Source organism: Micromonospora sp. AP08, from assembly GCF_008085935.1.
In the GTDB taxonomy this organism is placed as follows: Bacteria; Actinomycetota; Actinomycetes; order Mycobacteriales; family Micromonosporaceae; genus Micromonospora; species Micromonospora chersina.
Map to the genome: position 1 here is coordinate 46,076 of NZ_VSEZ01000003.1, position 24,565 is coordinate 70,640.

At 73.8% G+C, this 24,565-nt stretch carries 24 protein-coding genes and 1 tRNA gene; 17 read left to right on the plus strand and 8 right to left on the minus strand.

From position 1 onward, the window contains the following. The first annotated feature begins 93 nt into the window (after positions 1–93). The 8 genes from FXF50_RS06565 to FXF50_RS06600 all read left to right on the plus strand — a co-directional run bounded on the left by FXF50_RS06565 (position 94) and on the right by FXF50_RS06600 (position 7,869). Positions 94–420: a hypothetical protein gene (locus FXF50_RS06565; RefSeq protein ID WP_148426330.1), complete on the plus strand. Its 327-nt coding sequence runs from the start codon at positions 94–96 to the stop codon at positions 418–420. A gap of 86 nt (positions 421–506) precedes the next feature. Beyond that, entirely contained in the window at positions 507–965 is a 459-nt protein-coding gene (locus tag FXF50_RS06570) for a hypothetical protein (protein WP_148426331.1), read from the plus strand. Positions 966–1,091: 126 nt separating this feature from the next. Beyond that, positions 1,092–1,505 carry an HIT family protein gene (locus FXF50_RS06575; protein WP_148426332.1) on the plus strand — a complete coding sequence of 138 codons (414 nt, stop codon included), beginning with the start codon at positions 1,092–1,094 and terminating at the stop codon, positions 1,503–1,505. A gap of 75 nt (positions 1,506–1,580) precedes the next feature. Further along, complete coding sequence (msrA, locus tag FXF50_RS06580; protein WP_148426333.1) at positions 1,581–2,240, plus strand: peptide-methionine (S)-S-oxide reductase MsrA; 660 nt, start codon at positions 1,581–1,583, stop codon at positions 2,238–2,240. Between the two features lie 78 nt (positions 2,241–2,318). Then, positions 2,319–2,813: a GNAT family N-acetyltransferase gene (locus FXF50_RS06585; protein WP_148426334.1), complete on the plus strand. Its 495-nt coding sequence runs from the start codon at positions 2,319–2,321 to the stop codon at positions 2,811–2,813. Between the two features lie 270 nt (positions 2,814–3,083). Continuing rightward, positions 3,084–4,868 carry an N-acetylglutaminylglutamine amidotransferase gene (locus FXF50_RS06590; protein WP_148426335.1) on the plus strand — a complete coding sequence of 595 codons (1,785 nt, stop codon included), beginning with the start codon at positions 3,084–3,086 and terminating at the stop codon, positions 4,866–4,868. Between the two features lie 2 nt (positions 4,869–4,870). Then, positions 4,871–6,697, plus strand: a complete 1,827-nt coding sequence (gene ngg, locus FXF50_RS06595) for an N-acetylglutaminylglutamine synthetase (protein WP_148426336.1) — start codon at positions 4,871–4,873, stop codon at positions 6,695–6,697. Further along, positions 6,694–7,869 (plus strand): osmoprotectant NAGGN system M42 family peptidase, encoded by a 1,176-nt coding sequence (locus tag FXF50_RS06600; protein ID WP_148426337.1) that lies wholly within the window; start codon positions 6,694–6,696, stop codon positions 7,867–7,869. The genes ngg and FXF50_RS06600 overlap by 4 nt, the downstream gene beginning before the upstream one ends. Before the next feature lie 277 nt (positions 7,870–8,146). Here FXF50_RS06600 and FXF50_RS06605 read toward each other — a convergent pair whose 3' ends face one another. After that, entirely contained in the window at positions 8,147–8,494 is a 348-nt protein-coding gene (locus FXF50_RS06605; protein ID WP_148426338.1) for a hypothetical protein, read from the minus strand. 129 nt (positions 8,495–8,623) lie between these two features. Here FXF50_RS06605 and FXF50_RS06610 point away from each other — a divergent pair, with 129 nt between their 5' ends. From FXF50_RS06610 to FXF50_RS06625, 4 genes are all read left to right on the plus strand, one after another. Then, complete coding sequence (locus FXF50_RS06610) at positions 8,624–9,391, plus strand: DNA-binding transcriptional regulator (protein WP_148426339.1); 768 nt, start codon at positions 8,624–8,626, stop codon at positions 9,389–9,391. Positions 9,392–9,688: 297 nt separating this feature from the next. Then, the gene (locus FXF50_RS06615; RefSeq protein WP_148426340.1) at positions 9,689–10,618 is read left to right on the plus strand and encodes a ribonuclease Z; all 930 of its coding nucleotides are present in this window, start codon (positions 9,689–9,691) and stop codon (positions 10,616–10,618) included. Then, positions 10,615–11,124: a GNAT family N-acetyltransferase gene (locus FXF50_RS06620; RefSeq protein ID WP_148426341.1), complete on the plus strand. Its 510-nt coding sequence runs from the start codon at positions 10,615–10,617 to the stop codon at positions 11,122–11,124. Before FXF50_RS06615 ends, FXF50_RS06620 begins: the two co-directional genes overlap by 4 nt. A 44-nt stretch (positions 11,125–11,168) precedes the next feature. Further along, entirely contained in the window at positions 11,169–12,119 is a 951-nt protein-coding gene (locus FXF50_RS06625; RefSeq protein ID WP_148426342.1) for a S1C family serine protease, read from the plus strand. A gap of 48 nt (positions 12,120–12,167) precedes the next feature. On the opposite strand, the gene FXF50_RS06630 is transcribed toward FXF50_RS06625, so the two are convergent. Next, positions 12,168–13,538, minus strand: coding sequence for a cystathionine beta-synthase (locus FXF50_RS06630; protein ID WP_148426343.1), 1,371 nt, complete (start codon positions 13,536–13,538; stop codon positions 12,168–12,170). A gap of 76 nt (positions 13,539–13,614) precedes the next feature. After that, a complete protein-coding gene (locus tag FXF50_RS06635; RefSeq protein ID WP_148426344.1) occupies positions 13,615–13,971 on the minus strand; it encodes a YkvA family protein in 357 nt (118 codons plus the stop codon). A 141-nt stretch (positions 13,972–14,112) separates the two neighbouring features. On the opposite strand from FXF50_RS06635, the gene FXF50_RS06640 reads away from it, so the two are divergent. From FXF50_RS06640 to FXF50_RS06655, 4 genes are all read left to right on the plus strand, one after another. Further along, positions 14,113–15,159, plus strand: coding sequence for an SGNH/GDSL hydrolase family protein (locus tag FXF50_RS06640; protein WP_148426345.1), 1,047 nt, complete (start codon positions 14,113–14,115; stop codon positions 15,157–15,159). A gap of 112 nt (positions 15,160–15,271) precedes the next feature. Next, positions 15,272–16,072, plus strand: coding sequence for an SGNH/GDSL hydrolase family protein (locus tag FXF50_RS06645; RefSeq protein WP_148426346.1), 801 nt, complete (start codon positions 15,272–15,274; stop codon positions 16,070–16,072). 74 nt (positions 16,073–16,146) lie between these two features. Further along, positions 16,147–17,409 carry an acetyl-CoA C-acetyltransferase gene (locus FXF50_RS06650; RefSeq protein WP_148426347.1) on the plus strand — a complete coding sequence of 421 codons (1,263 nt, stop codon included), beginning with the start codon at positions 16,147–16,149 and terminating at the stop codon, positions 17,407–17,409. A gap of 40 nt (positions 17,410–17,449) precedes the next feature. Beyond that, positions 17,450–18,919, plus strand: coding sequence for a CYTH and CHAD domain-containing protein (locus FXF50_RS06655; protein ID WP_148426348.1), 1,470 nt, complete (start codon positions 17,450–17,452; stop codon positions 18,917–18,919). A 7-nt stretch (positions 18,920–18,926) separates the two neighbouring features. Here FXF50_RS06655 and FXF50_RS06660 read toward each other — a convergent pair whose 3' ends face one another. The 4 genes from FXF50_RS06660 to FXF50_RS06675 all read right to left on the minus strand — a co-directional run bounded on the left by FXF50_RS06660 (position 18,927) and on the right by FXF50_RS06675 (position 21,235). Then, the gene (locus FXF50_RS06660) at positions 18,927–19,247 is read right to left on the minus strand and encodes a hypothetical protein (RefSeq protein WP_148426349.1); all 321 of its coding nucleotides are present in this window, start codon (positions 19,245–19,247) and stop codon (positions 18,927–18,929) included. 70 nt (positions 19,248–19,317) lie between these two features. After that, the gene (locus FXF50_RS06665) at positions 19,318–20,076 is read right to left on the minus strand and encodes a Bax inhibitor-1/YccA family protein (RefSeq protein ID WP_148426350.1); all 759 of its coding nucleotides are present in this window, start codon (positions 20,074–20,076) and stop codon (positions 19,318–19,320) included. 127 nt (positions 20,077–20,203) lie between these two features. After that, positions 20,204–21,046, minus strand: coding sequence for a Bax inhibitor-1/YccA family protein (locus tag FXF50_RS06670; protein WP_148426351.1), 843 nt, complete (start codon positions 21,044–21,046; stop codon positions 20,204–20,206). 105 nt (positions 21,047–21,151) lie between these two features. Continuing rightward, positions 21,152–21,235: transfer RNA gene (locus tag FXF50_RS06675), tRNA-Leu, on the minus strand. Between the two features lie 102 nt (positions 21,236–21,337). On the opposite strand from FXF50_RS06675, the gene FXF50_RS06680 reads away from it, so the two are divergent. Further along, the gene (locus tag FXF50_RS06680) at positions 21,338–23,167 is read left to right on the plus strand and encodes a hypothetical protein (RefSeq protein ID WP_305069329.1); all 1,830 of its coding nucleotides are present in this window, start codon (positions 21,338–21,340) and stop codon (positions 23,165–23,167) included. 54 nt (positions 23,168–23,221) lie between these two features. On the opposite strand, the gene FXF50_RS06685 is transcribed toward FXF50_RS06680, so the two are convergent. Further along, the gene (locus tag FXF50_RS06685; protein WP_148426353.1) at positions 23,222–24,553 is read right to left on the minus strand and encodes an NAD(P)/FAD-dependent oxidoreductase; all 1,332 of its coding nucleotides are present in this window, start codon (positions 24,551–24,553) and stop codon (positions 23,222–23,224) included. Positions 24,554–24,565 lie beyond the last annotated feature (12 nt).

Consider the following 24,565-nt stretch of genomic DNA (forward strand, 5'->3'; position numbering starts at 1 on the left):
GAGACGTTAGTCCGCCCGCCGCGTCCCACCGCGTGGAACCCGCCCGCGGGTCACCACCGGGAGGTTGTCCGACCGGTCGGCCATACTGGCTCGGTGACCTCGACCGAAGCCCTGCCGTCCCGCCTGCACGGTGTGGTGGACCGGATTCCCGCCTCGCTGGGACTCCTGGCCGGCCCCGACCAGGGCCGGGTCAGTCTGCCGGTGCACCTCGCCTGGTCGGGCCCGAGCGAGTTCGACGTCACCGACCCCCGCCAGCGGCTGACGCTCTACCGGACGCTGATGGACTGCGGACAACGCGACGACATCGTCCGCTATGTCAACGCCACTCTTCTGCGTCGCGACTGGCCACGCATCCGGCGCCTGACAGCTCGACGGATCATCGCCCTGTGGGAGCGCCGCCTTCCGGAACTCGCCGCCTGATCATGGACGAGCTGCATCGGCGGCTCCTGAGGGTGGGCTTCGCCGCCGGTGGCGACCTCGGGCTGGCGCTCGAGGCGGGAGGCCGGATGGCACGTCTGTTGGTGTCGGGCGTAGCGGTGGAGTGCGAGGTGGATCTGCTCAAGGAGGCGATCGGCCCGCCCGCGACGCTCAGCGTCGGCCCGGTCGTCGCCTTCGAGGACGCGGTCGGCTTGAAGGTGAGGGCGCTGCACGACCGGGCCGCCCACCGGGACTACATCGACATCAGAGCCGCCGGCCAGCACCTGAGCTGGCGGGAGCTGGAGACGCTGGGCGCCCGGCACACGGTCGCGTTCTCGCTGGCGGAACTGGCCGACCGGCTCGGGGCGATCGACGAGCTCGACGACGAGACCTTCGCGTCCTACGGCCTCACCGACGCGCACATCAGCGAGCTGATCGCCTGGTCCGCACGCTGGGAGGCGGACATCCGGCGTCGGTTGGCGAACGGGGAGACCGGGCCGACCGGCATCCCGGACGACGAGTGGGACACGTACCTCGACCAGGTCTGACCGACGGTCCGACGCGGCTCGCCCCGCCGGTCGAATCTTGGTGAGTTGCCGTTCCGAGTGAACGACAGCTTGCCAAGATCGGCCCGGCAACCGGCAGGCTCGCGGGGCAGCGCCTAGCCTGGGCGGGTGGCTGGGTGCGTGTTCTGCGGGATCGTGGCGGGTGAGGTGCCGGCGTTCCGGGTCGCCGACGAGGCGGACGGCGTGGCGTTCCTGGACACCCGGCCGGTGTTCAAGGGGCACGTGCTCGTGGTGCCGCGCACCCACCTGGTGACCCTGGCCGACCTGCCGGCCGACGCGCTGCCCGGCTACTTCGGGCTGGTGCAGCGGCTCGCCGTGGCCGTGGAGGCCGGCCTGGGGTCGGGCGGGACGTTCGTGGCCATGAACAACAAGGTGTCGCAGTCGGTCCCCCACCTGCACACCCATGTGGTGCCGCGGACGAAGGGCGACGGCCTGCGCGGCTTCTTCTGGCCGCGGACCCGGTACGCCGACGACGCCGAGGCCGAGGACTTCGCCGGCCGGGTCGCCGCCGCGCTGGCCTGAGTCGCCGGCCCCGGGTAAGGAACCGGGCGCCCGCGCTGTTGAACCCGCTGGGAAAGCCGAGAGAGGAGTCCCACCGTGTTCCTTCGCCGCATCAAGGCCGAGATGATCTCCGCCGACCAGGCCCTGCCGGGCCGCCTGATCGCCATGCCGATCGCCGACCGGCACGAGGTGCTGCCGTCCTCGCTGAAGGGCCCCTTCCCCGCGGGCGCGCAGGTCGCCGTCTTCGGGATGGGCTGCTTCTGGGGCGCCGAGCGGCTCTTCTGGACCCTCCCGGGCGTGCTCACCACGTCGGCCGGCTACGCGGGTGGCTACACCACCAACCCGACGTACGAGGAGGTCTGCTCGGGGATGACCGGGCACGCCGAGGTGGTCCAGGTGGTCTACGACCCGTCGAAGATCAGCTACGAGGACCTGCTCAAGGTCTTCTGGGAGAACCACGACCCGACCCAGGGCATGCGCCAGGGCAACGACGTCGGCACGCAGTACCGGTCGGCGATCTACGCCACCACCGACGAGCAGCTGGCAATCGCCCAGGCTTCCCGCGAGGCGTTCGCGCCGATCGTGGCGCGGGCCGGCAAGGGTGAGATCACCACGGAGATCGCCCGGCTCGGCGACTACTACTTCGCCGAGGACTACCACCAGCAGTACCTGGCGCCGACGAAGAACCCGAACGGCTACTGCAACCACGGCCCCAACGGGCTGAGCTGCCCGGTGGGCGTGGCCAGGACGGCCTGACCTCGCCGTAGCTCTGGCGCGGATCCGCGGACCCGCGCCAGAGCTGTCGCTCTACGCGGCCCTGGCAGACTCACCCCCGTGAGGATCAGTCAGGCGAATGCGGACGACGTCGCAGACCTGGCCCGGCTGTTGTGGCTGGACACCCGTGATGACGAGCCGGGGCAACTGTCCGTTGACGGATTCGCAGTGGAGCTGGCGGAGTGGTGGGCCGCCCGCCAGGACTCGCATCTGGCTTTCGTCGCTCGGCTCCTCCGACCGGAGATCGTCGGCATGGCCTGGGTCGCGCTCGTCCCTCGCGTCCCACGACCTGGAGCGACGAGTCGGCTGTCCGCAGACATCCAGAGCGTCTTCGTCAAGCCCAGCCAGCGAGGCCGGGGGATCGGCTCGGCGCTCGTGGAGGCTGCTTCGCAGCATGCGACACACCTCGGGGCTCTTCACGTGACGGTCCGTTCCGGCCGCAAGGCAGTGCCGGTGTACGAACGGCTGGGCTTCGAGTCGTCCCGACAGCTCCTGCAGCGATCGCCGGACCAGGCGGCGTCGCCAGCAGCAGACAGCAACAGTCGGACGCAGTAGCCGGCTACTGCGACCACGGCCCCAACGGGCTGAGCTGCCCGGTCGGCGTGGCCCGTACCGCCGGCTGAGCGACCGGTGTCCGTTTCCGGGCCTGCGGTGTTTGTCACATCGCGGGCCCGGCCCGATTCGGGCACCCGGCCCGCGCGGCCACCGGATCTTCGCCCAGGCCAGCCGCCGGTTCGGCGTGGGCGCGCATCCTAGCAAAGACGTAACGTCACCGACATCAGCTCAACAGGCGAGCTGCAACATCCTCTGGCAGCATTGCCTGGCATGTGCGGACTGGCTGGAGAGTTCCGCCGTGACGGTTCACGCGCCGATGTGTCGGCCGTGGAGCGGATGGCGGCCACGATGAGTGACCGAGGTCCCGACGACAGTGGAGTCTGGTCGCAGGGGCCGACGGCGCTGGGACACCGGCGCCTGAAGATCATCGACCTCTCGGCCGCCAGCGGCCAGCCACTGGTCGACCCGGCCGCCGGCCTCACCGGCGTCTTCAACGGGTGCATCTACAACTACCGCGAGCTGCGCGAGGAGTTGCAGGCCAAGGGGCACCGCTTCTTCTCCGCCGGCGACAGCGAGGTCGTGGTCAAGGCGTACGCCGAGTGGGGGCTCGACTTCGTCGACCACCTGGTCGGCATGTTCGCGGTGGCGATCAGCGAGCGGCACACCGGCCGGCTGGTGCTGGCCCGGGACCGGCTCGGCATCAAGCCGCTCTACCTGGCCGAGAGCCCCGGCGTGGTGCGCTTCGCCTCGACCCTGCCGGCGCTGCTCGCCGGAGGCGGCGTCGACACGGGCATCGACCCCGTGGCGCTCGCCCACTACCTGAGCTTCCACAGCATCGTGCCGCCGCCGCGGACCATCCTGCGCGGCGTCGCCAAGCTCCCCCCGGCCACGGTCCGGGTGTACGAGCCGGACGGCAGCAGCCGCGACCGGGTCTACTGGGATCCGTCCTTCACCCGCGCCGCCGAGCGGGCCGGCTGGTCCGAGCGGGACTGGCAGGACGCGCTGCTCGAGTCGCTGACCACCGCCGTCCGCCGCCGGATGGTGGCCGACGTGCCGGTGGGCGTGCTGCTCTCCGGCGGGCTCGACTCCAGCCTCGTGGTCGCGCTGCTGGCCGGCGAGGGGCAGTCCGGGCTGGCCACCTTCTCGATCGGCTTCGACGCGGTCGGCGGCCGGGAGGGCGACGAGTTCGTCTACTCCGACCTGGTGGCGAAGACCTTCGGCACCGACCACCACCAGCTCCGGGTGCCCACGGGCGACCTGCTGCCGCCGCTGGAGGCCGCCGTCGCCGCGATGAGCGAGCCCATGGTCAGCCACGACTGCGTGGCGTTCTGGCTGCTCAGCCAGGAGGTCGCCCGGCACGTCAAGGTGGTCCAGTCCGGCCAGGGCGCGGACGAGATCCTGGGCGGCTACCACTGGTACCCGCCCCTGGCCGGTGTCGACCGGGACCGGGCGCTGGAGACGTACGCGAAGGCGTTCTTCGACCGCGACGCGGCCGGCCTGGCCCGGGTGCTCAACCCGGCGTGGCTGGCCGACGGCGACCCGGCGCGGGAGTTCGTGGCCGCGCACCTGGGCCGGCCGGGCGCGGCGACCGCGGTGGACGCCGGCCTGCGCCTCGACACCCAGGTCATGCTCACCGACGACCCGGTGAAGCGGGTCGACAACATGACCATGGCGCACGGGCTGGAGGCCCGGGTGCCGTTCCTCGACCACGAGTTCGTCGAGCTGGCCGCGAGCTGCCCGCCGGAGCTGAAGCTGGCGCAGGGCGGCAAGGGCGTGCTCAAGGAGATCGGCCGGCGGGTCCTGCCGCACGAGGTCATCGACCGGCCGAAGGGCTACTTCCCCGTCCCGGGCCTCACCCACCTGGAGGACAAGCTCCTCGACCGGGTACGCGACGCGCTCACCGCGCCCGAGGCCCGCCGCCGCGACCTGTTCCGCGCCGAGTACGTCGACGCGCTGCTCGCCGACCCGAACGCCGAACTGACCCCGTTGAACGGAAACAAGCTGTGGCAGCTGGGACTCCTGGAAATGTGGCTCCAGAGCCACGGAATCGACTGACCGTGACGGACACCCTCGCCACGGGAGCGGCGCCTACCGACCGGGAACGGGTGCTGGGCCGGCGCCGGGAGCGGGTCGGCCCGGGCGGCGATCCGGTCGCGCCCGGCGCTCCCGAGCCGCGCCGGCGGCCCGCCGGCACCTCCGGCGTGGTGCTGGACTGCGGTTGGGGCCGGCTGGTCTTCGGGCAGACCTTCACCGAGCAGGTCGAGGTCGCCGACGTGCTGCGCTCCGAGGCGGTCGGCGCCCGGGACATCTGCATCTACCTACGCGACCCGCACGTGCTGGTCTCCCGCCTCCCCGACGAGCTGTTCATCGACCCGTCGCTGACCTACCGGCTGCCGCTCGGCGAGCACCGGCCGGCCGCCACGGAGAGCGGCGAGATCCCCGGGCTGGCCGTCCGGCCGCTGCGCGACGCCGGCGACGCGGACGCGGTGAACCGGATCTACGCCCGCAACGGCATGGTGACCGCGCCCGTCGAGGTGCTGGTCGACAACGCGGGCACCGACCGGTTCCTGCACCTGGTGGCCGAGGACGCCACGGGCGAGGTGGTCGGCACCATCACCGGGGTGGACCACGTCGCGGTCTTCGGCGACCCGGACAACGGCGCCAGCCTCTGGTGCCTGACCGTGGACTTCAACACCGCGCCGCCCGGCACCGGCCAGGCGCTGCTCACCGCGCTGGCCGACCGGCTCGACGCGCGCGGCCGGGCGTACGTGGACCTGTCGGTGCTGGCCGAGAACTCGGGCGCGATCCGGCTCTACGAGCGGCTCGGCTTCCACCGCACCGGGACGCTCTGCGTGAAGCGGAAGAACCCGATCAACGAGCGGCTGTTCCTGCCCGCCATGCCGGAGGGGTACGACGAGCTGAACCCGTACGCGAAGATCGTCGCGGACGAGGCGATGCGGCGCGGCATCCGGGTCGAGGTGACCGACCCGCGCTGGGGCGAGCTGCGCCTGACCAGCGGCGGCCGGACCGTGCACACCCGCGAGTCGCTGTCCGAGCTGACCTCGGCGGTGGCCATGAGCCGCTGCGACGACAAGCGGGTGACCCGGCGCATCCTCACCGAGGCCGGGCTGTCGGTGCCGCGCGGCCGGACGGCCACGGGCGACGCCGACGACCTGGCCTTCCTGGCCGACGTCGGCCCGGTGGTGGTCAAGCCGGCCCGGGGCGAGCAGGGCAACGGCATCACGGTCGGGGTCCGCACCCCGGAGGCGCTGACCGCCGCCGTGGAGCTGGCCCGCCGGTTCTGCCCGGACGTGCTGATCGAGGAGCTGCGGGAGGGCGAGGACCTGCGGGTGGTCGTCATCGACCACGAGGTGGTGGCCGCGGCGGTCCGCCGGCCCGCCCAGATCACCGGGGACGGGGTGCACGACGTCACCGAGCTGATCGAGCGGCAGAGCCGCCGCCGCGCCGCCGCCACCGGCGGGGAGTCCCGCATCCCGATCGACGACATGACCCGCGAGGTGGTGGCCGAGGCCGGCCACCGGATGCACGACGTGCTCCCCGAGGGGCAGGTGCTGGCGGTCCGCCGGACCGCGAACCTGCACACCGGGGGCACCATCCACGACGTGACGGCCGAGCTGCACCCGGTCATCGCCGAGGCGTGCGTGACGGCCAGCCGGGCGCTGGACATCCCGGTCACCGGGCTGGACCTGCTGGTCCCCGCCGCCGACCGGCCGGAGCACGTGTTCATCGAGGCGAACGAGCGGCCCGGCCTGGCCAACCACGAGCCGCAGCCGACCGCCGAGCGCTTCGTCGACCTGCTCTTCCCCGGCACCCGGGCGCCGCAGAAGCTCTGGTCGCCGGCCGGCACGGGAGGGGCGGCGTGAGCCCGAAGCCGCTGGAACTGGACCTCGACTACCTGCGTCAGGTGCTGGTGGAGCTGCTGGAGATCCCCAGCCCGTCGGGGCGTACCGACCACATCCAGCAGTACGTGGGCGAGCGGCTCTCCGCGCTCGGCATCAGCTCGACGCTGACCCGGCGCGGGGCGCTGAGCGCCTGCCTGCCCGGGCCGCGGCAGACCGGCGCCGACCGGGCCATCGTGGTGCACACCGACACCATCGGCGGCATGGTGAAACGGCTCAAGGACAACGGCCGGCTGGAGGTCAAGCCGATCGGCACGCACAGCGCCCGTTTCGCCGAGGGCGCCCACGTGCGGATCTTCACCGACGACCTGGACCGGGTGGTCACCGGCCAGGTGCTGCCGCTGAAGGCCAGCGGGCACCGCTACAACGAGGGCGTCGACCTCCAGGGCGTCGGCTGGGAACTGGTCGAGGTCCGGGTCGACGAGCCGGTCACCGACGAGGCCGGCCTCCGGGCGCTCGGCGTCGACGCCGGCGACTTCGTCGCGCTGCTGGCCAACCCGACGATCACCCCGAGCGGGTACGTCAAGTCCCGGCACCTGGACGACAAGGCCGGGGTGGCCGCGGTGCTGACCGCGTTCAAGGCGATGGTCGACGCGGGCGTCACCCCGGCGGTCACCGCGCACCTGCTGGTCACGGTCACCGAGGAGATCGGGCACGGCGCCAGCCACGGCCTCGACCCCGACGTCGCGGAGATCGTCTCGGTGGACGCCGCGGTGGTCGCGCCCGGCCAGCAGTCCCGGGAGGACGCCGCCACCCTGGCCATGGGCGACGGGGTGGGCCCGTTCGACTACCACCTCACCCGGCACCTGGCCACCATCGCCGGCGAGCACGGCGTCGACCTGGTCCGGGACGTCTTCGACTACTACCGCTCCGACGTGGCGGCGGCGGTCGAGGCGGGCGCGCACGCCCGGGTGGCGCTGCTCGGCTTCGGGGTGGACGCCACCCACGGGCACGAGCGCACCCACCTCGACGGGCTGCGGCACCTCGCCCAACTGCTCTGCCTCTACCTCCAGAAGCCGCTGGTCTTCCCCGAGTGGGACGCCGAACCCGAGGGCGACCTGGCCGACTTCCCGTCGCTGGCCGTCCAACCCGCCTCCGAGGAGGGCCCCCGCGAGGGACCCATCGGCCTGGAATGAGGCGTGGCCGGAAGTAGGGTTGCCGCTCGCCGGAGGCCCGACGTCACCGCGCGGAGTTGCGCCGCGTCCGCCGTGGCTCGGCTGGCGCGGTGCGCTGGGCGGAGGGGCCGCATCCGGCCTGCCGGCAACGGCAGAATCCGCCGTACGGCTGGAGCTCCCGGCTCCCGGCGCAGTGATGCTCTCGCACGGTGATCCCGTCGACGCAGCCGAGGCACCGGGCGCCCGGGGGACCGTGGCCGGCGTCGGTGCCGGTCGCGCCTGGATCCGCCATGCCCGGTCAGAGCCGCGCCCGTGGGAGGTGGACCGCCAGGTGGATCTCCCTGGTGAGCCGCCGGCCCTCGGGGGCGGCCGGTCGTCGGGCGAGGGCGCGTGTCCAGGCGACGAACTGCCCGTAGAGCAGCCCGGCCGGGATGCTCGGCAACTCGTGGACGGCGGCGACGTAGAGGGTTGCCACGTACACGGCCAGACCGGGCCGGTCCGCCTCGTACGACTCGGCGAGGTGGACCTGGGCTGGTGGACAGGGCCACGGCTGGTAGCAGTCGCGGCAGTCCCAGCCGGGTCGGGCGGGCCGATGTCCGGATCCGCTCACCTGGTGCTGCGCGGCGGGGTCGGCACTTCGCTTCATGTCGCCTCCTTCGTCCCGTGGCCGTCACCACCATGGCCCGGCGAAAGCGCCGCGCGCGACGACACCGGCCACGGCAGAACGGCCACCTGGGTGGCGACATTTCGGCGACATACGGCTATCGTCAGCGGCATGACGGCCCCCAACGTCGCCCTCCGAGCGGTCCGAGCCGGAATGCGCATGAGCCAGGACGACTTCGCCCGCGCTCTCCAGGCGGCGGGCCATCGCGTCGGCGCGCCGAACGACGCCAACAAGCGGCTCGTGCAGCGGTGGGAGTCAGGCGCGATCGCAGCGCCTCGGCCCATCTACGTCCGCGCCCTGGAGGTCGTCACCGGTCTCCCCATCGAGCTGCTCGGTTTCGCCTCCGTGCCGGGAAGCCAGGTCAGCGAGGACGGGAACGGGGGCCACGACCTCACGTCGCCGGCGTCCAGCCTCGCCACACCCGTGCCCGCGGCCCGGTCGGCGGCGGCTCACGGGTCGTTCGCCGGCGTGTGGCTCAGCCGCTACCAGTACCACTCCAGCGGCCGGGGCCAGGCGTACACCGGTCAGCATTTCGTGGTCGTGCTCCAGCACGGCGACCGGCTGACGGTGCGCAGCCTCCCGGGCTCGGCCGCCTCGTCGCTGTCGCTCGACCTCTCGGTGGACGGCAGCGTCGTCACCGGCACCTGGGTGGAGCAGACCGACCCGGCGGGCTACTACCGGGGCGCGCGCTACCACGGTGCCATCCAGTTGCTGGCCGAGCCGACCGGCCGGCGGATGGCGGGAAAGTGGGTCGGGTTCGGCAAGGACATGGACATCAACACCGGACCCTGGGAGTTGATCTTCCAGGACGCCTCGACGTCCAAGGCCACGCTCGACCGGTACAACACCCCCGCCGCTGATTCCCCGTCGGGCGTGTGATCGAAATCCGTTGCCGGGCTCGCCGGGAAATGGATAGCGTGGCGGTACACGGGAAAGGAGGTGGTCCAGACTTGTATAGCAATCGGACTCGTGAGGTGGCTGTCCGCTAGCCGCTGTCCTCGACAGTGAAACACCGTCCGCCGCGAGGCGGGCATCATGCACCATCGTCGAGACCGTGTGGCAGCGGTGCGGCGAAACCACGACAGCCACCCGACCCCCGGGGTGCCGGCCCAGTCCAGCCGGCCCGCGCGCGAGCGCGGAAGCCCCGGGGGTCGCTTCATATCCCGGAGGGTCAGCGTGTCGATGCGCGAGCTGGCGGTGCTCGGCACGGCCAGCCAGGCCCCCACCCGGCAGCGCAACCACAACGGCTACCTGCTGCGCTGGGACGACGAGGTGCTGCTCTTCGACCCCGGCGAGGGCAGCCAGCGGCAGCTGCTGCACACCGGGATCTCCGCCACCGACCTGACCCGGATCTGCGTCACCCACTTCCACGGCGACCACTGCCTGGGCCTGCCCGGCATGATCCAGCGGCTCTCCCTGGACCGGGTCCCGCACCCGGTGGCCGTGCACTTCCCCGCCGGGGGCGCCGACTACTTCGCCCGGCTGCGCCACGCGTCGAGCTTCTACGAGACCGCCGAGCTGGCCGTCGAGCCGATCGAGGCGGACGGGCAGCGGATCACGCTGGGCATCGGCACGCTGGAGGCCCGCCGGCTGCGGCACCCCATCGAGACGTACGGCTACCGGCTCGTCGAGCCGGACGGCTGCCGGATGCTGCCGGAGAAGCTGTCCGCGTACGGCATCGCCGGCCCGGCCGTCGGTCAGCTCCTGCGCGACGGCCACCTGGACCTCGACGGGCGCCGCGTCACCCGGGACGAGGTGAGCGTCACCCGACCGGGGCAGCGGTTCGCCTTCGTCATGGACACCGGGCTGTGCGACGGCGTGTGGGCTCTGGCCGAGCACGCCGACCTGCTGGTCATCGAGTCGACCTTCCTGGAGTCGGAGGCCGCCCTCGCCGCCGAGGTCGGCCACCTCACCGCCAGCCAGGCCGCGCGGGTGGCGGCCGAGTCGGGGGTACGCACGCTCGTGCTCACCCACTTCTCCCAGCGGTACGCGGACCCGCGCCGTTTCGCCGACGAGGCCCGCGCCCACTTCGCCGGTGAGCTGGTGATCGCCGAGGACCTGATGACGGTTCCGGTGCCGCCCCGCCGGGTAGCCTCGGCCGGGTGACGATCTCCCTACGCCCCGCCACCGGGGCCGACCTCATGGCGGTCGGCGCCCTGCACCAGCGGTCCCGGGTCGCGGCGTACTCGTCGTTCCTGCCGGCGGACGCGCTGGCGGATCCGACCCCGGAGGCGATGGGCCGGTACTGGACGGAGCGGGTGGCCTGGGAGGGCGCGGACCACCGGATGACGGTGGCCGAGCGGGACGGCCGGCTGGTCGGCTTCAGCTATCTGGGGCCGGACGACGAGGCTGACCCGGCCACCGGCCTGCTCAACGCCATCCACCTGGAGCCGGACGAGCGGGGCCGGGGCACCGGGCGGGCGCTCATGGTGGACGCCCTCGACGCCATGCGGGACCGCGGCTGGTCCCGGGCGGCGCTCTGGGTGCTTCGGGAGAACGCGACGGCCCGCCGGTTCTACGAGCGCGGTGGCTGGACCGCCACGGGCGAGCAGCGCGACGACGTCATCGGCGCCACCGCCGTCCCCCAGCTCCGCTACGCCCGTTCGCTCTGAGCGGATCGGGGCATGGGCGTCGATGCCGGCGCGTTGGCACCGGCATGGACACCGAGCACACCGAGCGGGCGGAGGACGCCGCGCTCGACGCGTACTCCCGGGTGGTGACGGGCGTGGCCGCCCGGGTGCTGCCCAGCGTGGCCGCCCTGTCGGTGCGGACCCCGCGCGGCGCCGGCGCCGGCTCCGCCGTGGTGATCGGCCCGGACGGGCTGCTGCTCACCAGCGCCCACGTGGTGCAGGGCGCCCGGGACGGGTCGGCCGCGTTCGGCGACGGCACCGAGACCGGGTTCCGGGTGGTCGGCGCCGACCCACTCTCCGACCTGGCCGTGCTGCGGGCGGAGCGGGCGGCCGTCGAGCCCGTGGAACTGGGCGACGCGGACCGGCTGCGGATCGGCCAGCTCGTGGTCGCCGTCGGCAACCCCATGGGGCTGGCCGGTTCGGTCACCGCCGGGGTGGTCTCCGGGCTGGGCCGGTCGCTGCCGGCCCGGGACGGGCGGGTCACCCGGCTCATCGAGGACGTCATCCAGACCGACGCGGCGCTGAACCCGGGCAACTCCGGCGGAGCGCTGGCCGACTCGGACGGGCGGGTGGTCGGGGTCAACACGGCGGTCGCCGGGTACGGCCTGGGGCTGGCGGTGCCGATCAACGCCACGACCCGGCAGATCATCGCCGACCTCACCACGGACGGCAGGGTGCGCCGGGCCTGGCTGGGCGTGGCCGGGGTGCCGGTGCCGCTGCCACCGGAGATCTCCGCCCGGACCGGGCAGCGGCGCGGGCTGCGGGTGGTCGAGGTGGTGCCGGGCAGCCCGGCCGGGCTGGCGGGGCTCTACCTCGGCGACGTGATCGTGGCGGCGGGTGGCCGGCCCGTGCAGGACGGTCAGGGCCTGCAACGGCTGATGCTGGGCCCGGCGATCGGCGCCCGCCTGCCCGTCACGGTGCTGCGTCGTGGCGCCTTCGTCGACGTCATCGCCGTCCCGACCGAGCTGGGCCGCTGACACGACGAGGGCCGCACCCAACGCGTGGGGTGCGGCCCTCGTCGTCGGTCAGCGCGCGCCGAGGTGGGCGAGCAGGTCCTGCCGGGTCAGCACGCCCTTGGGCTTGCCGTCGACCAGCACCAGCGCGGCGTCGGCCTTCTCCAGCAGCGCGACCGCCTCGCTGACCGGCTGGCCGCCGCCGATCATGGGCAGCGGGTCGGCCATGTGCCGCTCGATCGTGTCGTGCAGGTGGGCCTGGCCGGTGAAGAGCGCGTCGAGCAGGTCCTTCTCGGCGATCGAGCCGGCCACCTCGCCGGTCACGACCGGCGGCTCGGCCTTGAGCACCGGGAGCTGGGAGACGCCGTATTCCCGCATGTAGTCGATGGCGTCGCGGACCGTCTCGGTCGGGTGCACGTGCACCAGCTCGGGCAGGCCGCCCGGCTTGCCGCCGAGCGCGTCGGCCACGGTCGGCTCGGCGCCCGAGTTGTCCAGGAAGCCGTACCGGGCCATCCACTGGTCGTTGAAGATCTTGGACATGTAGCCCTTGCCGCTGTCCGGCAGGAGCACCACGATCACGTCGTCCGGGCCGGCCTTGCGGGCCACCTCCAGGGCGGCGACCACGGCCATGCCGCAGGAGCCGCCGACCAGCAGCCCCTCCTCGCGGGCCAGCCGCCGGGTCATCTCGAAGGACTGCTTGTCCGAGACCTCGACGATCTCGTCGGCCACGGTGCGGTCGTAGGTCGCCGGCCAGAAGTCCTCGCCGACGCCCTCGACCAGGTAGGGCCGGCCGGTGCCGCCCGAGTAGACCGAGCCCTCCGGGTCCGCGCCGACCACCCGGACCCGACCCTCGGACGCCTCCTTCAGATAGCGGCCGATGCCGGAGATGGTGCCGCCGGTGCCGACGCCCGCCACGAAGTGGGTGAGCCGCCCCTCGGTCTGCCGCCAGATCTCCGGGCCGGTGGTCTCGTAGTGCGAGCGCGGGTTGGCCGGGTTGCTGTACTGGTCGGGCTTCCAGGCGCCGGGGATCTCCCGGGCCAGCCGGTCCGAGACGTTGTAGTAGGAGCGCGGGTCCTCCGGCGCCACGGCGGTCGGGCAGACCACCACCTCGGCGCCGTACGCCCGCAGCACGTCCTGCTTGTCCTGGCTGACCTTGTCGGGGCAGACGAAGACGCACTTGTAGCCCTTGAGCTGGGCGACGAGGGCCAGCCCGACGCCGGTGTTGCCGCTGGTCGGCTCGACGATCGTGCCGCCCGGCTGGAGCAGGCCCGCCTTCTCGGCGTCCTCGACCATCCGCAGCGCGATCCGGTCCTTCACCGAACCGCCCGGGTTGACGTACTCCACCTTCGCCAGCACGGTCGCCTGGATGCCCTCGGTGACGTTGCGCAGGCGGACCAGCGGGGTGTTGCCGATCAGCTCGACCACGTTGTCGTAGTACTGCACCTCGTTGTGCCCTTCGTCGCGCCGCCGTCGTGGGGCGGCCGGTAAGTCGTCAGTTCGTCGCCCAGGGTACGTGCCCTCAGGGCGCCACATGCCCCGGGATGACGGACCTGCGACGTGCCTCCCACTCCAGGAAGCGGTCGGTCTCGGCGAGCACGCTGCCGGCCAGCCAGGTGACCATGACCGCGTCGTCGGCCAGGCCGAAGATCGCCAGCGGGATCTCCGGCAGCAGGTCGATCGGCGAGACGATGTACGCCGTGGCCCCGGCCATCAGGGCCAGCCGCAGCCCGCCGTCGTACTCGCCACGGGCGGTGGCCCGGATCATCCGCGGCAGCGCCGCCAGCCGGACGCCCAGTGACGGGCCACCCCGCGCCCCGGCCGCCAGCGCCCGGGCCAGCGCGGTGAACGCCGCGCTCCGCTTCAATGTCTTCCCCATTTCCTCGCCCCTCTCCGCTCGATCAGGGTGCGGTCCCGGCGCAAGCCCGCCCCTGCCCGTACCGGTACCCGGAACGGTCCCGTTCCAGCCGTGGCGATCACGGGGAGAGCGGGTGTCGTGGCGGCGCGATAATGTCGGTGCATGGGGGACGCTGGTTCCGTCGCGCCGGTCGGCTGGCAGCGCGCTCGGCGGATCGCCCGCCTGACGGCGATCGGCACGGGCGCCACGGTGGCGGCCACCGTCGCCACGGGCGGGGTGCTGCTCGGGCAGGCCCGCCAGGCCCGGCGCACCATCCCGATGGCCGAGGCGCCCCCACCGCGCTGCGACGGCGTCTACGGGGCGAAGCTGCCCGGCCCGCCGGTCACCATGGTGATCCTCGGTGACTCCTCCGCCGCCGGCTACGGGGTGCACCGCCGCCGGGAGACCCCGGGCGCGCTGCTGGCCACCGGGCTGTCCCGCCGGCTGCACCGGCCGGTCCGGCTGCACCGGTTCGCCGTGGTGGGCGCCCTGTCCGCCGGGCTGAAGCCGCAGGTCGAGTCGGCCCTGGAGGTCGAACCGGACATCGCGGTCATCCTGGTCGGCGGCAACGACGTCACCAACCGCACCCCGCTGTCGGTGGCCGTGCGCTACCTGGTCGCCGCGGTCCGCACGCTGCGGGCCGCCGGCTGCGAGGTGGTCGTGGGCACCTGCCCCGACCTGGGCGCCATCCGGCCCATCCAGCCGCCGCTGCGCTGGCTGGCCCGGCGCTGGAGCCGTCAGCTCGCCGCCGCCCAGACCGTGGCCGTGGTCGAGGCGGGCGGCTGGACGGTCTCCCTCGGCGACCTGCTCGGCCCCCGGTTCGCCGCCGAGCCGGCCCGGATGTTCGCCTGGGACCGGTTCCACCCGTCCGCCGAGGGGTACGCGGTCGCCGCGGCGGCGCTGCTGCCCACCGTGCTCTCCGCGTTGGGCGCGGGCCAGGAACGCCGGCCCTCGCTCGCCGGGGCCGAGGGCGTGCGGTCGCTGCCGGAGGCGGCCCACGAGGCGGCCCGGCACGCCGGCACCGAGGTCAGCGGCACCCAGGTGCGGGGGCGCGAGCGCGGGCCCGGCGGGCGCTGGGCGCAGCTGCGGCGACGGGCGTTCTTCGGCGTCGGCGCGGTGCCGCAGCCCGGCGCGGCCGCCGACCCCGCCCAGCTGGAGGGACTGGCATGAGCGGGGCAGCGGGGGCATCATCAGCAGGCACAACGTGTGCCATGCTCATGTCGACGCCGTTTCGCCACGAGCAGACCGGCCCTCGGGCCGTGGGAGCTGGGGAGGTGTCGTCATGACCGAGCGTAACGAGCTCGCGGTCCGGCTCGGTCGGGCCGCCGCGCTCTCCCTGCTCGCCGGCACGCTGGGCGGGGCGGCGGTCCTCGCCGGCCAGGCCATCGCCGCCCGCAGCCGGGAGTACGCCCAGCCCGAGCTGGGCCTGGCGCTGCGCGCCACGGTCGGCCGGGCGGACGCCCCGCCGCTGCGGCTGGTGCTGCTCGGCGACTCCTCGGCGCTCGGCGTCGGCGTCGAACGCTTCGAGGAGACCATCGGCGGCCAGCTCGCCCAGCTGCTGGCCGAGGGCCCGACCGGCCGGCGCGTCCACCTGTCCAGCGTGGGGGTCTCCGGGTCCCGCTCCACCGACCTGGCCACCCAGGTGGCCCGGGCGCTGCTCGGCGAGCGGCCCGACGTGGCGGTGATCCTCATCGGCGCGAACGACGCCACGGGGCTGGCCCGTCCGGCCGACGCGGCGGCCTACCTCGGCTCGGCGGTGCGCCGGCTGCGCGAGGCGCACGTCGAGGTGGTCGTGGGCACCTGCCCGGATCTCGGCGCGGTCCGCGCGGTGGCGTCCCCGCTGCGGCAGGTGCTCGGCTGGTCGGGGCGGCGGATGGCGCGCGCCCAGACGGCCGCCGTGCTCGACGCGGGTGGCGGCGTCGTCGACCTGGGCACCGAGACCGGCCCGGTGTTCCGGGCGGATGCCGGCACCCTCTGCCACGACGGCTTCCACCCCTCCGCCGACGGCTACCGGGTCTGGGCGCACGCCCTGCTGCCGGCGGTCGAGGCGGCCGCCACGGTCGCCCACCGGCACCACCACTGAGCGGCCGGCGGGTGACATTTCCCGCCCGCTGAGCGGCTTCCGCCACAAGTTACCGGCGGGTTAACGTTGCTTCCATGCCGATTGAGTCGCCCCGCGACGCCGTCATCGTCGCCACCGCCCGGTCCCCCATCGGCCGCGCGTTCAAGGGTTCCCTGCGGGAGGTCCGCCCGGACGACCTCGCCGCCACCATCGTCCAGGCCGCCCTCGACAAGGTCCCGGCGCTCGATCCCACCACCATCGACGACCTCTACCTGGGCTGCGGCCTGCCCGGTGGCGAGCAGGGCTTCAACATGGCCCGGGTGGTCGCCACCCTGCTGGGCCTGGACGGCCTGCCCGGCGCCACGCTGACCCGCTACTGCGCCTCCTCGCTCCAGACCACCCGGATGGCGATGCACGCGATCCGGGCGGGCGAGGGCGACGTCTTCATCTCCGCCGGCGTCGAGACCGTCTCCCGGTACGCACGGGGCAACTCGGACACCCTGCCGCCGGAGGCGCAGGCGCTGGTCGGCGGCGGGTGGGAGAACCCGCGCTTCGCCGAGGCGCGCGAGCGCTCGGAGGCCCGCGCCCAGGGCGGCGCCGAGGTGTGGACCGACCCGCGCGAGGCCGGCCAACTCCCCGACATCTACCTGACCATGGGTCAGACCGCCGAGAACCTCGCCCAGGTGTACGACGTCACCCGCGAGGACATGGACGCGTTCGGCGTACGCAGCCAGAACCTCGCCGAGAAGGCGATCGCGGACGGCTTCTGGGCCCGCGAGATCACCCCGGTCACCACGCCGGACGGCACCGTGGTGAGCACCGACGACGGCCCGCGTCCGGGGGTCACCCTCGAGGCGGTCGCCGGCCTGAAGCCGGTCTTCCGCCCGGACGGCCGGATCACCGCCGGCAACTGCTGCCCGCTCAACGACGGCGCCGCCGCCGTCGTGGTCATGAGCGCCGAGCGGGCGCGGGAGCTGGGGCTCACCCCGCTGGCCCGGATCGTCTCCACCGGCGTCACCGCGCTCTCGCCCGAGATCATGGGCCTGGGCCCGGTCGAGGCGTCGAAGCAGGCGCTGAAGCGGGCCGGCATGACCATCGACGACGTCGACCTGGTCGAGATCAACGAGGCGTTCGCCGCCCAGGTGATCCCGTCGTACCGGCAGCTCGGCATCCCGGAGGAGAAGCTGAACGTGATGGGCGGCGCGATCGCCGTCGGCCACCCGTTCGGCATGACCGGCGCCCGGATCACCGGCACCCTGCTCAACGCCCTGGAGTGGCACGACAAGACCATCGGTCTGGAGACGATGTGCGTCGGCGGCGGCCAGGGCATGGCCATGGTGCTCGAACGCCTGAACTGAGGCCGATTCCCCGACGCCGGGGCCGGGTACGGGAGGCGCCATGGCGACCGTCGTGGAACGCGAACGCAAGTACTCCGGCGACGAGGGATTCCGGCTGCCCGACCTGACGGGGTGCGGTGGCGTCGCGACGACGTCCGACGCCACCGCCCTCGACCTGGACGCGGTCTACTGGGACACCGCCGACCTCCGGCTGGCCCGCAGCGGCTACGCGCTGCGGCGGCGTACCGGCGGGCACGACGCCGGCTGGCACCTCAAGGTGGGCGCGGTCGGCGGCGCGCGCACCGAGCACCAGTTCCCGGCCGGGCCGGAGGACGCCGACCCGCCGGCCGAACTGGTCGCGCTCTTCCGGGGCGCGTCCCGGGGCCGGTCGGTCGCCCCGGCCGCACGGGTCGTCACCCGCCGCCGGGAACGCCGCCTGCTGGACGCGGCCGGCCGCACCCTCGCCGAGGTGGCCGAGGACGACGTACGGGCCGAGGACCTGGTCGGCGGCGAGCGGCAGACCTGGCACGAGATCGAGGTCGAGCTGGTCGAGGGCGACGAGGCGCTGCTCGACGCCGTCGACGACCGGCTGCGCGCCGCCGGCGCCCGAACCGTCCCGGTCTCGAAGTCGCACCGCGCCCTGGGCGGCCGGCTCGCCGCCATCCGCCCGGCGCCCGCCGACCCGGCGGCCGCACCCGTGGTCGACTACCTCACCGCCCAGCGCGACACGCTGGTCGGCCACCACGCCGGCGCGCTCGGCGGCGACGAGGACGCCGTGCACGACATGCGGGTGGCCGTCCGCCGGCTCCGCTCCACGCTGCGGACCTTCCGGGGGCTGTGGGACCGGGCGGAGAGCGAGGGCGTACGGGCGGAGCTGCGCTGGCTGGGCGGGCAGCTCGGGCCGGTCCGGGACGTCCAGGTGATGGCCGCCCGGCTGACCGACGCGGTCCGCGCGGAACCCGACGAGCTGGTGCTCGGCCCGGTCCAGGCCCGGTTCGCCGAGCGGTTCGCCGCCGACCTGGCCACCGCCCTCGACGGGCTGCGCGCCGCGCTCGGCTCCGACCGCTACACCGATCTGCTGCGCCGGCTGGACGCGCTGGTGGAGGGGCCGACCGCGCGGGCCGTACGGCCCCGGTGGGTGACCCGGCGGGTGCGGCGCGCGGTGACCCGCTTCGACGAACGGCTGGACCGGGCGCTCGCCGACGGCGGGAGCGACGACACCGCGCTGCACGAGGCACGCAAGGCTGGCAAGCGGGCCCGGTACGCCGTCGAGGTGCGCCGGCCGGACGCGAAGCTGGTGGACCGGCTCAAGGACCTCCAGGACGCGCTCGGCGCGCACCAGGATTCGGTGGTGACCCGCGAGGTGCTGCGCGAGCAGGCGCTGCGGGCGTACGCCGACGGCGAGAACACCTTCACCTACGGCCTGCTGCACGCCCGGCAGGCCGCCGTGGCCGACCGGGCCGGGCCGGCGTTGGACAAGGCGCGGGACCGGGCCCGCCGCCGGAAGCTGCGGCGCTGGCTGAAGGGCTGACCGGGCCCTAGAGCGCGGACCGGGTGCGGGCGACCGCGGCGGCCGCCCCGGCCAGCACCGGCTCCGGCGCACCGACCGCCAGCAGGTCGGCGGTGACCACCCGGAGCTGGTCGGGCAGGGCCAGGTCGCTGGGGAGCCGGGGCACGTCTCGGCGCGGCTCCCCCTCCGCGTCGGCCGCCAGGTTGGCGATCTCCTGGACCAGCTTGTGCACCAGGTCGGCCCGGGACACGTTGCCGCCCTCGGCTGCCGCCGACCAGCGCGGCTGCTCCCAGTGCCCGACCTGTCGGACCAGCAGTGTCACGGCCCGGTCCAGTTCCGCTGCGCTCATCGCGGTGGATTCTACGACGGCTCCAGGTCGCGGCGCGGCGGCAGACGCGCCGAGCTGGAGTTGTCGAAGGTCAGCGGCGGACGTAGCTGAGCAGGCGGAGGATCTGCCAGTACAGGAAGATCAGTCCGACCAGCAGCCCGAAGGCGCAGAACCAGGCGTACCGGCGGGGCAGGCCGTTGCGGGCCGACCGCTCGACCAGGTCGAAGTCGAGGACGAAGCTGAGCGCCCCGGCGATGATGGCCACCACCGAGAAGAGGTACGGCAGCCAGCCGACCCGCGCGGTGAGGCTGTAGACCTCGGCGCCCTGCCGCCCGGTGAGCAGGTAGGTGACCAGGTTGACCAGGCCGATGGCCACGATGCCGATGAGCGTGCCGAGCACCAGCCGGGCCAGCCGCGGGGTGGCCCGGACCAGCCGGGCCCGGTAGAGCAGCGCCATGCCGAGGAAGACCCCGAAGGTGCCGATCACCGCCTGCGCCACGATGCCCGGGTAGACCAGTTCGAAGGCGCGGCTGGCGACGCCGAGCAGCAGGCCCTGGAGCACCGCGTAGCCGGCGATGAGCGCCGGGTTGGTGATCTGCTTCAGCGAGATGACCAGCACCAGCACCAGGCTGGCCAGGGCGCTGCCGGCCAGCGCCGCGGAGATCCACACCGCCTGCGGCACCAGCACCCAGGCCACCGCCGCGGTGACGCCGGTGAGCAGCAGCAGCCCGACCGTCCGGCTGACCACGTCGGCCACCGTCATCGTCTCGGCGGCTCCCGTGCCGAGCACCTGACGCTCGGTCCGGCCCACGTCGTCCAGCCGGTCCAGCACCGGGTTGGCACTGCGCACCGCGACCTCCTCGCGCCGACGTACCCCGGCTCCCACTCTGCCCCGGGCGGCCCGGCGGCGACGGGGAAACGACGACGCCCGCCGCCGCGGGCGCGGCAGGCGGGCGTCGCAGGTGGGACGAGGACGGTCAGTCGTCGCCCTGGAAGTAGCTGAGCAGGCGGAGGATCTCCAGGTAGAGCCAGACCAGGCCGACCACGATGCCGAACGCGGCCGTCCAGGAGTAGCGCTGCGGGAGCCCCATCCGGACGCCCTCCTCGATCTCCGCGAAGTTGAGCACGAAGCTCAGCGCGGCGACCACGATGCAGACCAGGCTGAACCCGATGGCCAGCGGGCTGCCGTCGCGGAGGTGGGTGTTGACGCCGAAGAGCGCGAGCACCAGGTTGATCAGCATCACGCCGAAGAGGCCCGCGATGATCGCCACCATGATCCGGGCGAACTTCGGGGTGGCCCGGATGATCCGCGCCTTGTAGATCATCGCCATCAGGAAGAAGACGCCGAAGGTGGCGACCACCGCCTGGAGCACGATGCCGTCGTAGAAGGTGTCGAACGTCTTGCTGACCATGCCGACGAAGACGCCCTCGACGATCGAGTACGCCACGACGAGCGCCGGGTTGGCCATCCGGGAGAACGAGATGATCAGGCCGAGGACCAGGCCGACCACCGCGGCGCCGATCCAGGCGACCCCGGTCAGGGCGTCCGGCACGAGCACCCACGCCGCGGCGGCCGAGGCGCCCAGGATGCCGAGCATCAGCACCGTCTTGACGACCACGTCGTCGAGGGTCATCGGGGTCACGGTGGGCGGGGCCGCCGGGTAGCCGTGACCGGTCGGGTACGGCTGCTGCTGCGGGTACGGCGAGTACTGCTGGGGATATCCGGGCTGACCGTACGGCCCGGGCTGGGCGTACCCGGCCGCCCGCTCCCGCTCAGCCGCCTGGCCGAGCCGGGCGAGCACCGGGTTCGAGGACTTCACTTCTCAGGCCTCCCTCAGGGGGTCGATGCACGTGAACGTGCCTCTCCAGGGTAAACGGGGTGGCAACGCCGCGCGCCGCGCAAAGCTGTGGGAAAGCTGAGAGTCTGGTGCCCGGGGCGGGGGTCGAACCCGCACGCCTTGCGGCAGCCGCTTTTAAGGCGGCCGTGTCTGCCGTTCCACCACCCGGGCGGGTGAACACCGGCGCGCCGACACGCGCGGTGCAGGTCTCACCGTAGCGGCTGCGCCGCGGCCGGGCGTACCCCGAGGGGGCCGGCCGATATGGTCGAGGCCGTGACCAGCGCCGCCCGCACGGCCCCCGGGCCCGACCCCGACCAGGCACTCCGCCTCGACCCGGCGTCCCGCCCGGGCCGGGCGGCCCGGCTGCTGGCCGCCGGCCGCCGGCACCGCGCGGACCTGCTGGCCGGGCTGCTCTTCGCCGTGCTCGCCGGCTGGCTCACCCACGGGCTGTGGCCGGCGCCCGGGCAGCGGGTGCTCGCCCTCAACCCGGCCGACCAGACCCTCTACGAGTGGTTCCTGGCCGTCGACTCGCGCGCCCTGTTCGGCGACTTCGGCCTGATCACCGACCGGCTCAACGCGCCGGACGGGGTGAACCTCATGGCCAACACCACGGTCATCGCGCTCGGCGTGCTGCTCGCCCCGGTCACCCTCGTCCTCGGGGCGCCGGTCACCTTCGCCCTGCTGGCCGCGGCCAACCTGGCCGGCACGGCGCTGGCCTGGTACCTGCTGTTCACCCGGACGCTGCGGGCCCGGCGACTCGCCGCCGGGCTCGGCGCGGCGCTCTGCGGCTTCGGCCCCGGCATGGTCTCGCAGAGCAACGCCCACCTGCACATGACCGCACAGTGGCTGGTCCCGGTGATCGTCTGGCTGGTGGTCCGGCTGCTCCGCGCCGCCGACCCGGCCGGCCGCCCGCACGGCCCGGACCGCCGCCGGCTGGCCACCTCGTCGCTCGGCCTGGCCGTCACCGTCCTCCTTCAGGTGTTCATCGGCGAGGAGGTGCTGTTCCTCACCGCGCTCACCCTGCTGGTCATGGCCGTCGCGTACGGGCTGGCCGACCCTGCGCTGCTGCGCCGGGCGCTGCCGGGCTTCGCCGGCGGGCTGATGTGCGCCGCCGGGCTGGCCCTGTTCGTGCTGGCCTACCCGCTGTGGCACCAGTTCGCGGGGCCGCAGGGCGTCTCCGACGGGATGTTCAGCCCGCACTACTTCTCCGCCGACCTCACCGGCTGGACCCGGCTCTCGTCACTCTCGGTGCTGGGCGGCGGCGACGCGGCCCGGCTGACCACCGGCCCGGCCGAGTTCAACACCTTCCTGGGCTGGCCGCTGCTGCTGGTCGCCGTCGGCTGCGCGTTCTGGCTCGGGCGGCGCGCCCTGGTGGTCGCCTGCCTCGCGGGGGCGCTGGTCATGGCGGCGCTGTCGCTCGGCCCCGAGGTGGTGGTCGGCGGGGAGCGCACCGGGGTGCCCGGCCCGTACGCCCTGCTCGCCGGATTGCCGGTGGTCGACGGCGCGCTGCCCACGCGGTTCGGCCTGGCGGTGCTGCCGCTGGTCGGGACGGTGCTCACCCTGGCCGTGCACCGGGCGCTGGGCGAGCGGGGACGGGCCCGCCGGCTGGTCCCCCTCGCGGTCGGCGCGGCCCTGCTCAGCGTCTTCCCCGCGCCGCTCCCCACCACCGACCGGCCGCCGCTGCCCGAGTTCGTCACCGGCGGGCACTGGCGGCAGTGCGTACGCCCCGGCGGGGTGCTGGTCCCGGTACCAACGGCCACCCCGAAGGACCCGTGGCCGATGCGCTGGGGCACCGCGGCCGACGCCGCCTTCGGCATGCCGGAGGGCTTCTTCATCGGCCCGTACGGCCGCAACGGCTCGGCCACCATGGGCACGTACCAGCGCCCCACATCCGCGCTGCTGGCCGAGGTGGCCAGGCGAGGGGTGGCGCCCGCGGTCGGTGACCGGCAGCGCCGGCAGGCCGCCCGGGACATCGAGTTCTGGGGCGCCTCCTGCGTGGCGCTGACCGACGACGCGCCGCACGCGGAGACCCTGCGCCGCACCCTGGAACAGCTCTTCGGGCCGGGCACCCGGAGCGCCGACGCGTGGACCTGGCGGTTCTGAGGCCGGAAACGGCGAAGGGCCCCTCCCGTACGGGAAGGGCCCTTTCCGGTTGTCTCAGACGCGGGCGCCGACCGGCGGCGCGGACGCCTCGGCGAACTCCTCGCGCGGGTCGTGCAACTGGCCCAGGGCGACCACCTCGCGCTTGAGGACGAACGCCAGCGTCCAGTCGACCACGACCCGGACCTTGCGGTTGAACGACGGGATCCGCGACATGTGGTACGTGCGGTGCATGAACCAGGCCGGCCAGCCGGTCATCTTCACGCCGTAGACCTGCGCCACGCCCTTGTGCAGGCCGAGGCTGGCCACGCTGCCCGCGTGCTTGTGCTTGTAGTTGACCGGCTCGCGCCCGCGGATCACGTTCGCGATGTTGTCGGCCATCCGGGCGGCCTGCCGCACCGCGTGCTGCGCGCTCGGCGAGCAGAAGTTGCCCGGCTCCTTGGTCAGGTCCGGCACCGCGGCGCAGTCGCCGGCGCTCCACGCGCCCTCGACCACCCGGTCACCGTCCACGATCTGGAGGGTGGGCAGGCAGGTGACCCGGCGCCGCTCGTCGCGCGGGAAGTCCGTCGCGTCCAGCATCGGCGACGGCTTCACGCCGGCCGTCCAGACGATCGTGTCGGACGGGAAGACGGACCCGTCGGAGAGCTTCGCCACCCCGTCGACGCAGGACTCCAGCCGGGTGTCCAGCCGGATGTCCATGTTCCGCTTGAGCAGCTCCTGCACCGTGTAGGCGCCCATGTCCCGGTCGACCTCGGGCAGCACCCGCTGGGTGGCTTCGACCAGCACCCAGCGCATGTCGTCCGGCTTCAGCTCCGGGTAGTAGCGCAGCGCGTCCCGGGCCATGTCCTCCATCTCGGCGAGCGCCTCGATGCCGGCGTAACCGCCGCCGACGAAGACGAAGGTCAGCGCGCGGCTGCGAACCTCGGGGTCGGTGGTGGCAGCCGCCACGTCGAGCCGGTCCAGCACGTGGTTGCGCAGGAAGATGGCCTCACCGATGGTCTTGAACCCGATGCCGTGTTCGTGCAGGCCCGGGATCGGCAGGGTGCGGGAGACCGACCCGGGGGCGACCACGACGTGGTCGTACTGGATCTCGCGGGTCGGGCCGCTGATCGGCTGCACGACGGCGGTCCGGCGGTCGTGGTCGATCCGGGTGACCGTGCCGGCCACGACCTTGCACTTGCGCAACTCCCGCCGCAGCGGCACCACAGCGTGCCGCGGGGAGATGTTGCCCGCCGAAGCCTCCGGGAGGAACGGCTGGTAGGTCATGTGCGGCTGCGGGTCGACGACGATGACCTCGGCCTCACGGGAGCTCAGCTTCTTGGACAGGCGCAGAGCGGCGTACAGGCCCACGTGCCCGGCACCCACGACAAGGATCCGCTTCGGATTCACGTCATCTATCTT

Coding starts and splice junctions, on each gene's coding strand:
- FXF50_RS06635 (WP_148426344.1), bottom strand. CDS start 13,971: ATGGGGAAGACATTGAAGCGGAGCGCGGCGTTCACCGCGCTGGCCCGG.
- FXF50_RS06660 (WP_148426349.1), bottom strand. CDS start 19,247: ATGAGCGCAGCGGAACTGGACCGGGCCGTGACACTGCTGGTCCGACAG.
- FXF50_RS06625 (WP_148426342.1), top strand. CDS start 11,169: ATGGACACCGAGCACACCGAGCGGGCGGAGGACGCCGCGCTCGACGCG.
- FXF50_RS06610 (WP_148426339.1), top strand. CDS start 8,624: ATGACGGCCCCCAACGTCGCCCTCCGAGCGGTCCGAGCCGGAATGCGC.
- FXF50_RS06570 (WP_148426331.1), top strand. CDS start 507: ATGGCACGTCTGTTGGTGTCGGGCGTAGCGGTGGAGTGCGAGGTGGAT.
- FXF50_RS06590 (WP_148426335.1), top strand. CDS start 3,084: ATGTGCGGACTGGCTGGAGAGTTCCGCCGTGACGGTTCACGCGCCGAT.
- FXF50_RS06655 (WP_148426348.1), top strand. CDS start 17,450: ATGGCGACCGTCGTGGAACGCGAACGCAAGTACTCCGGCGACGAGGGA.
- FXF50_RS06650 (WP_148426347.1), top strand. CDS start 16,147: ATGCCGATTGAGTCGCCCCGCGACGCCGTCATCGTCGCCACCGCCCGG.
- FXF50_RS06640 (WP_148426345.1), top strand. CDS start 14,113: ATGGGGGACGCTGGTTCCGTCGCGCCGGTCGGCTGGCAGCGCGCTCGG.
- FXF50_RS06605 (WP_148426338.1), bottom strand. CDS start 8,494: ATGAAGCGAAGTGCCGACCCCGCCGCGCAGCACCAGGTGAGCGGATCC.
- FXF50_RS06645 (WP_148426346.1), top strand. CDS start 15,272: ATGACCGAGCGTAACGAGCTCGCGGTCCGGCTCGGTCGGGCCGCCGCG.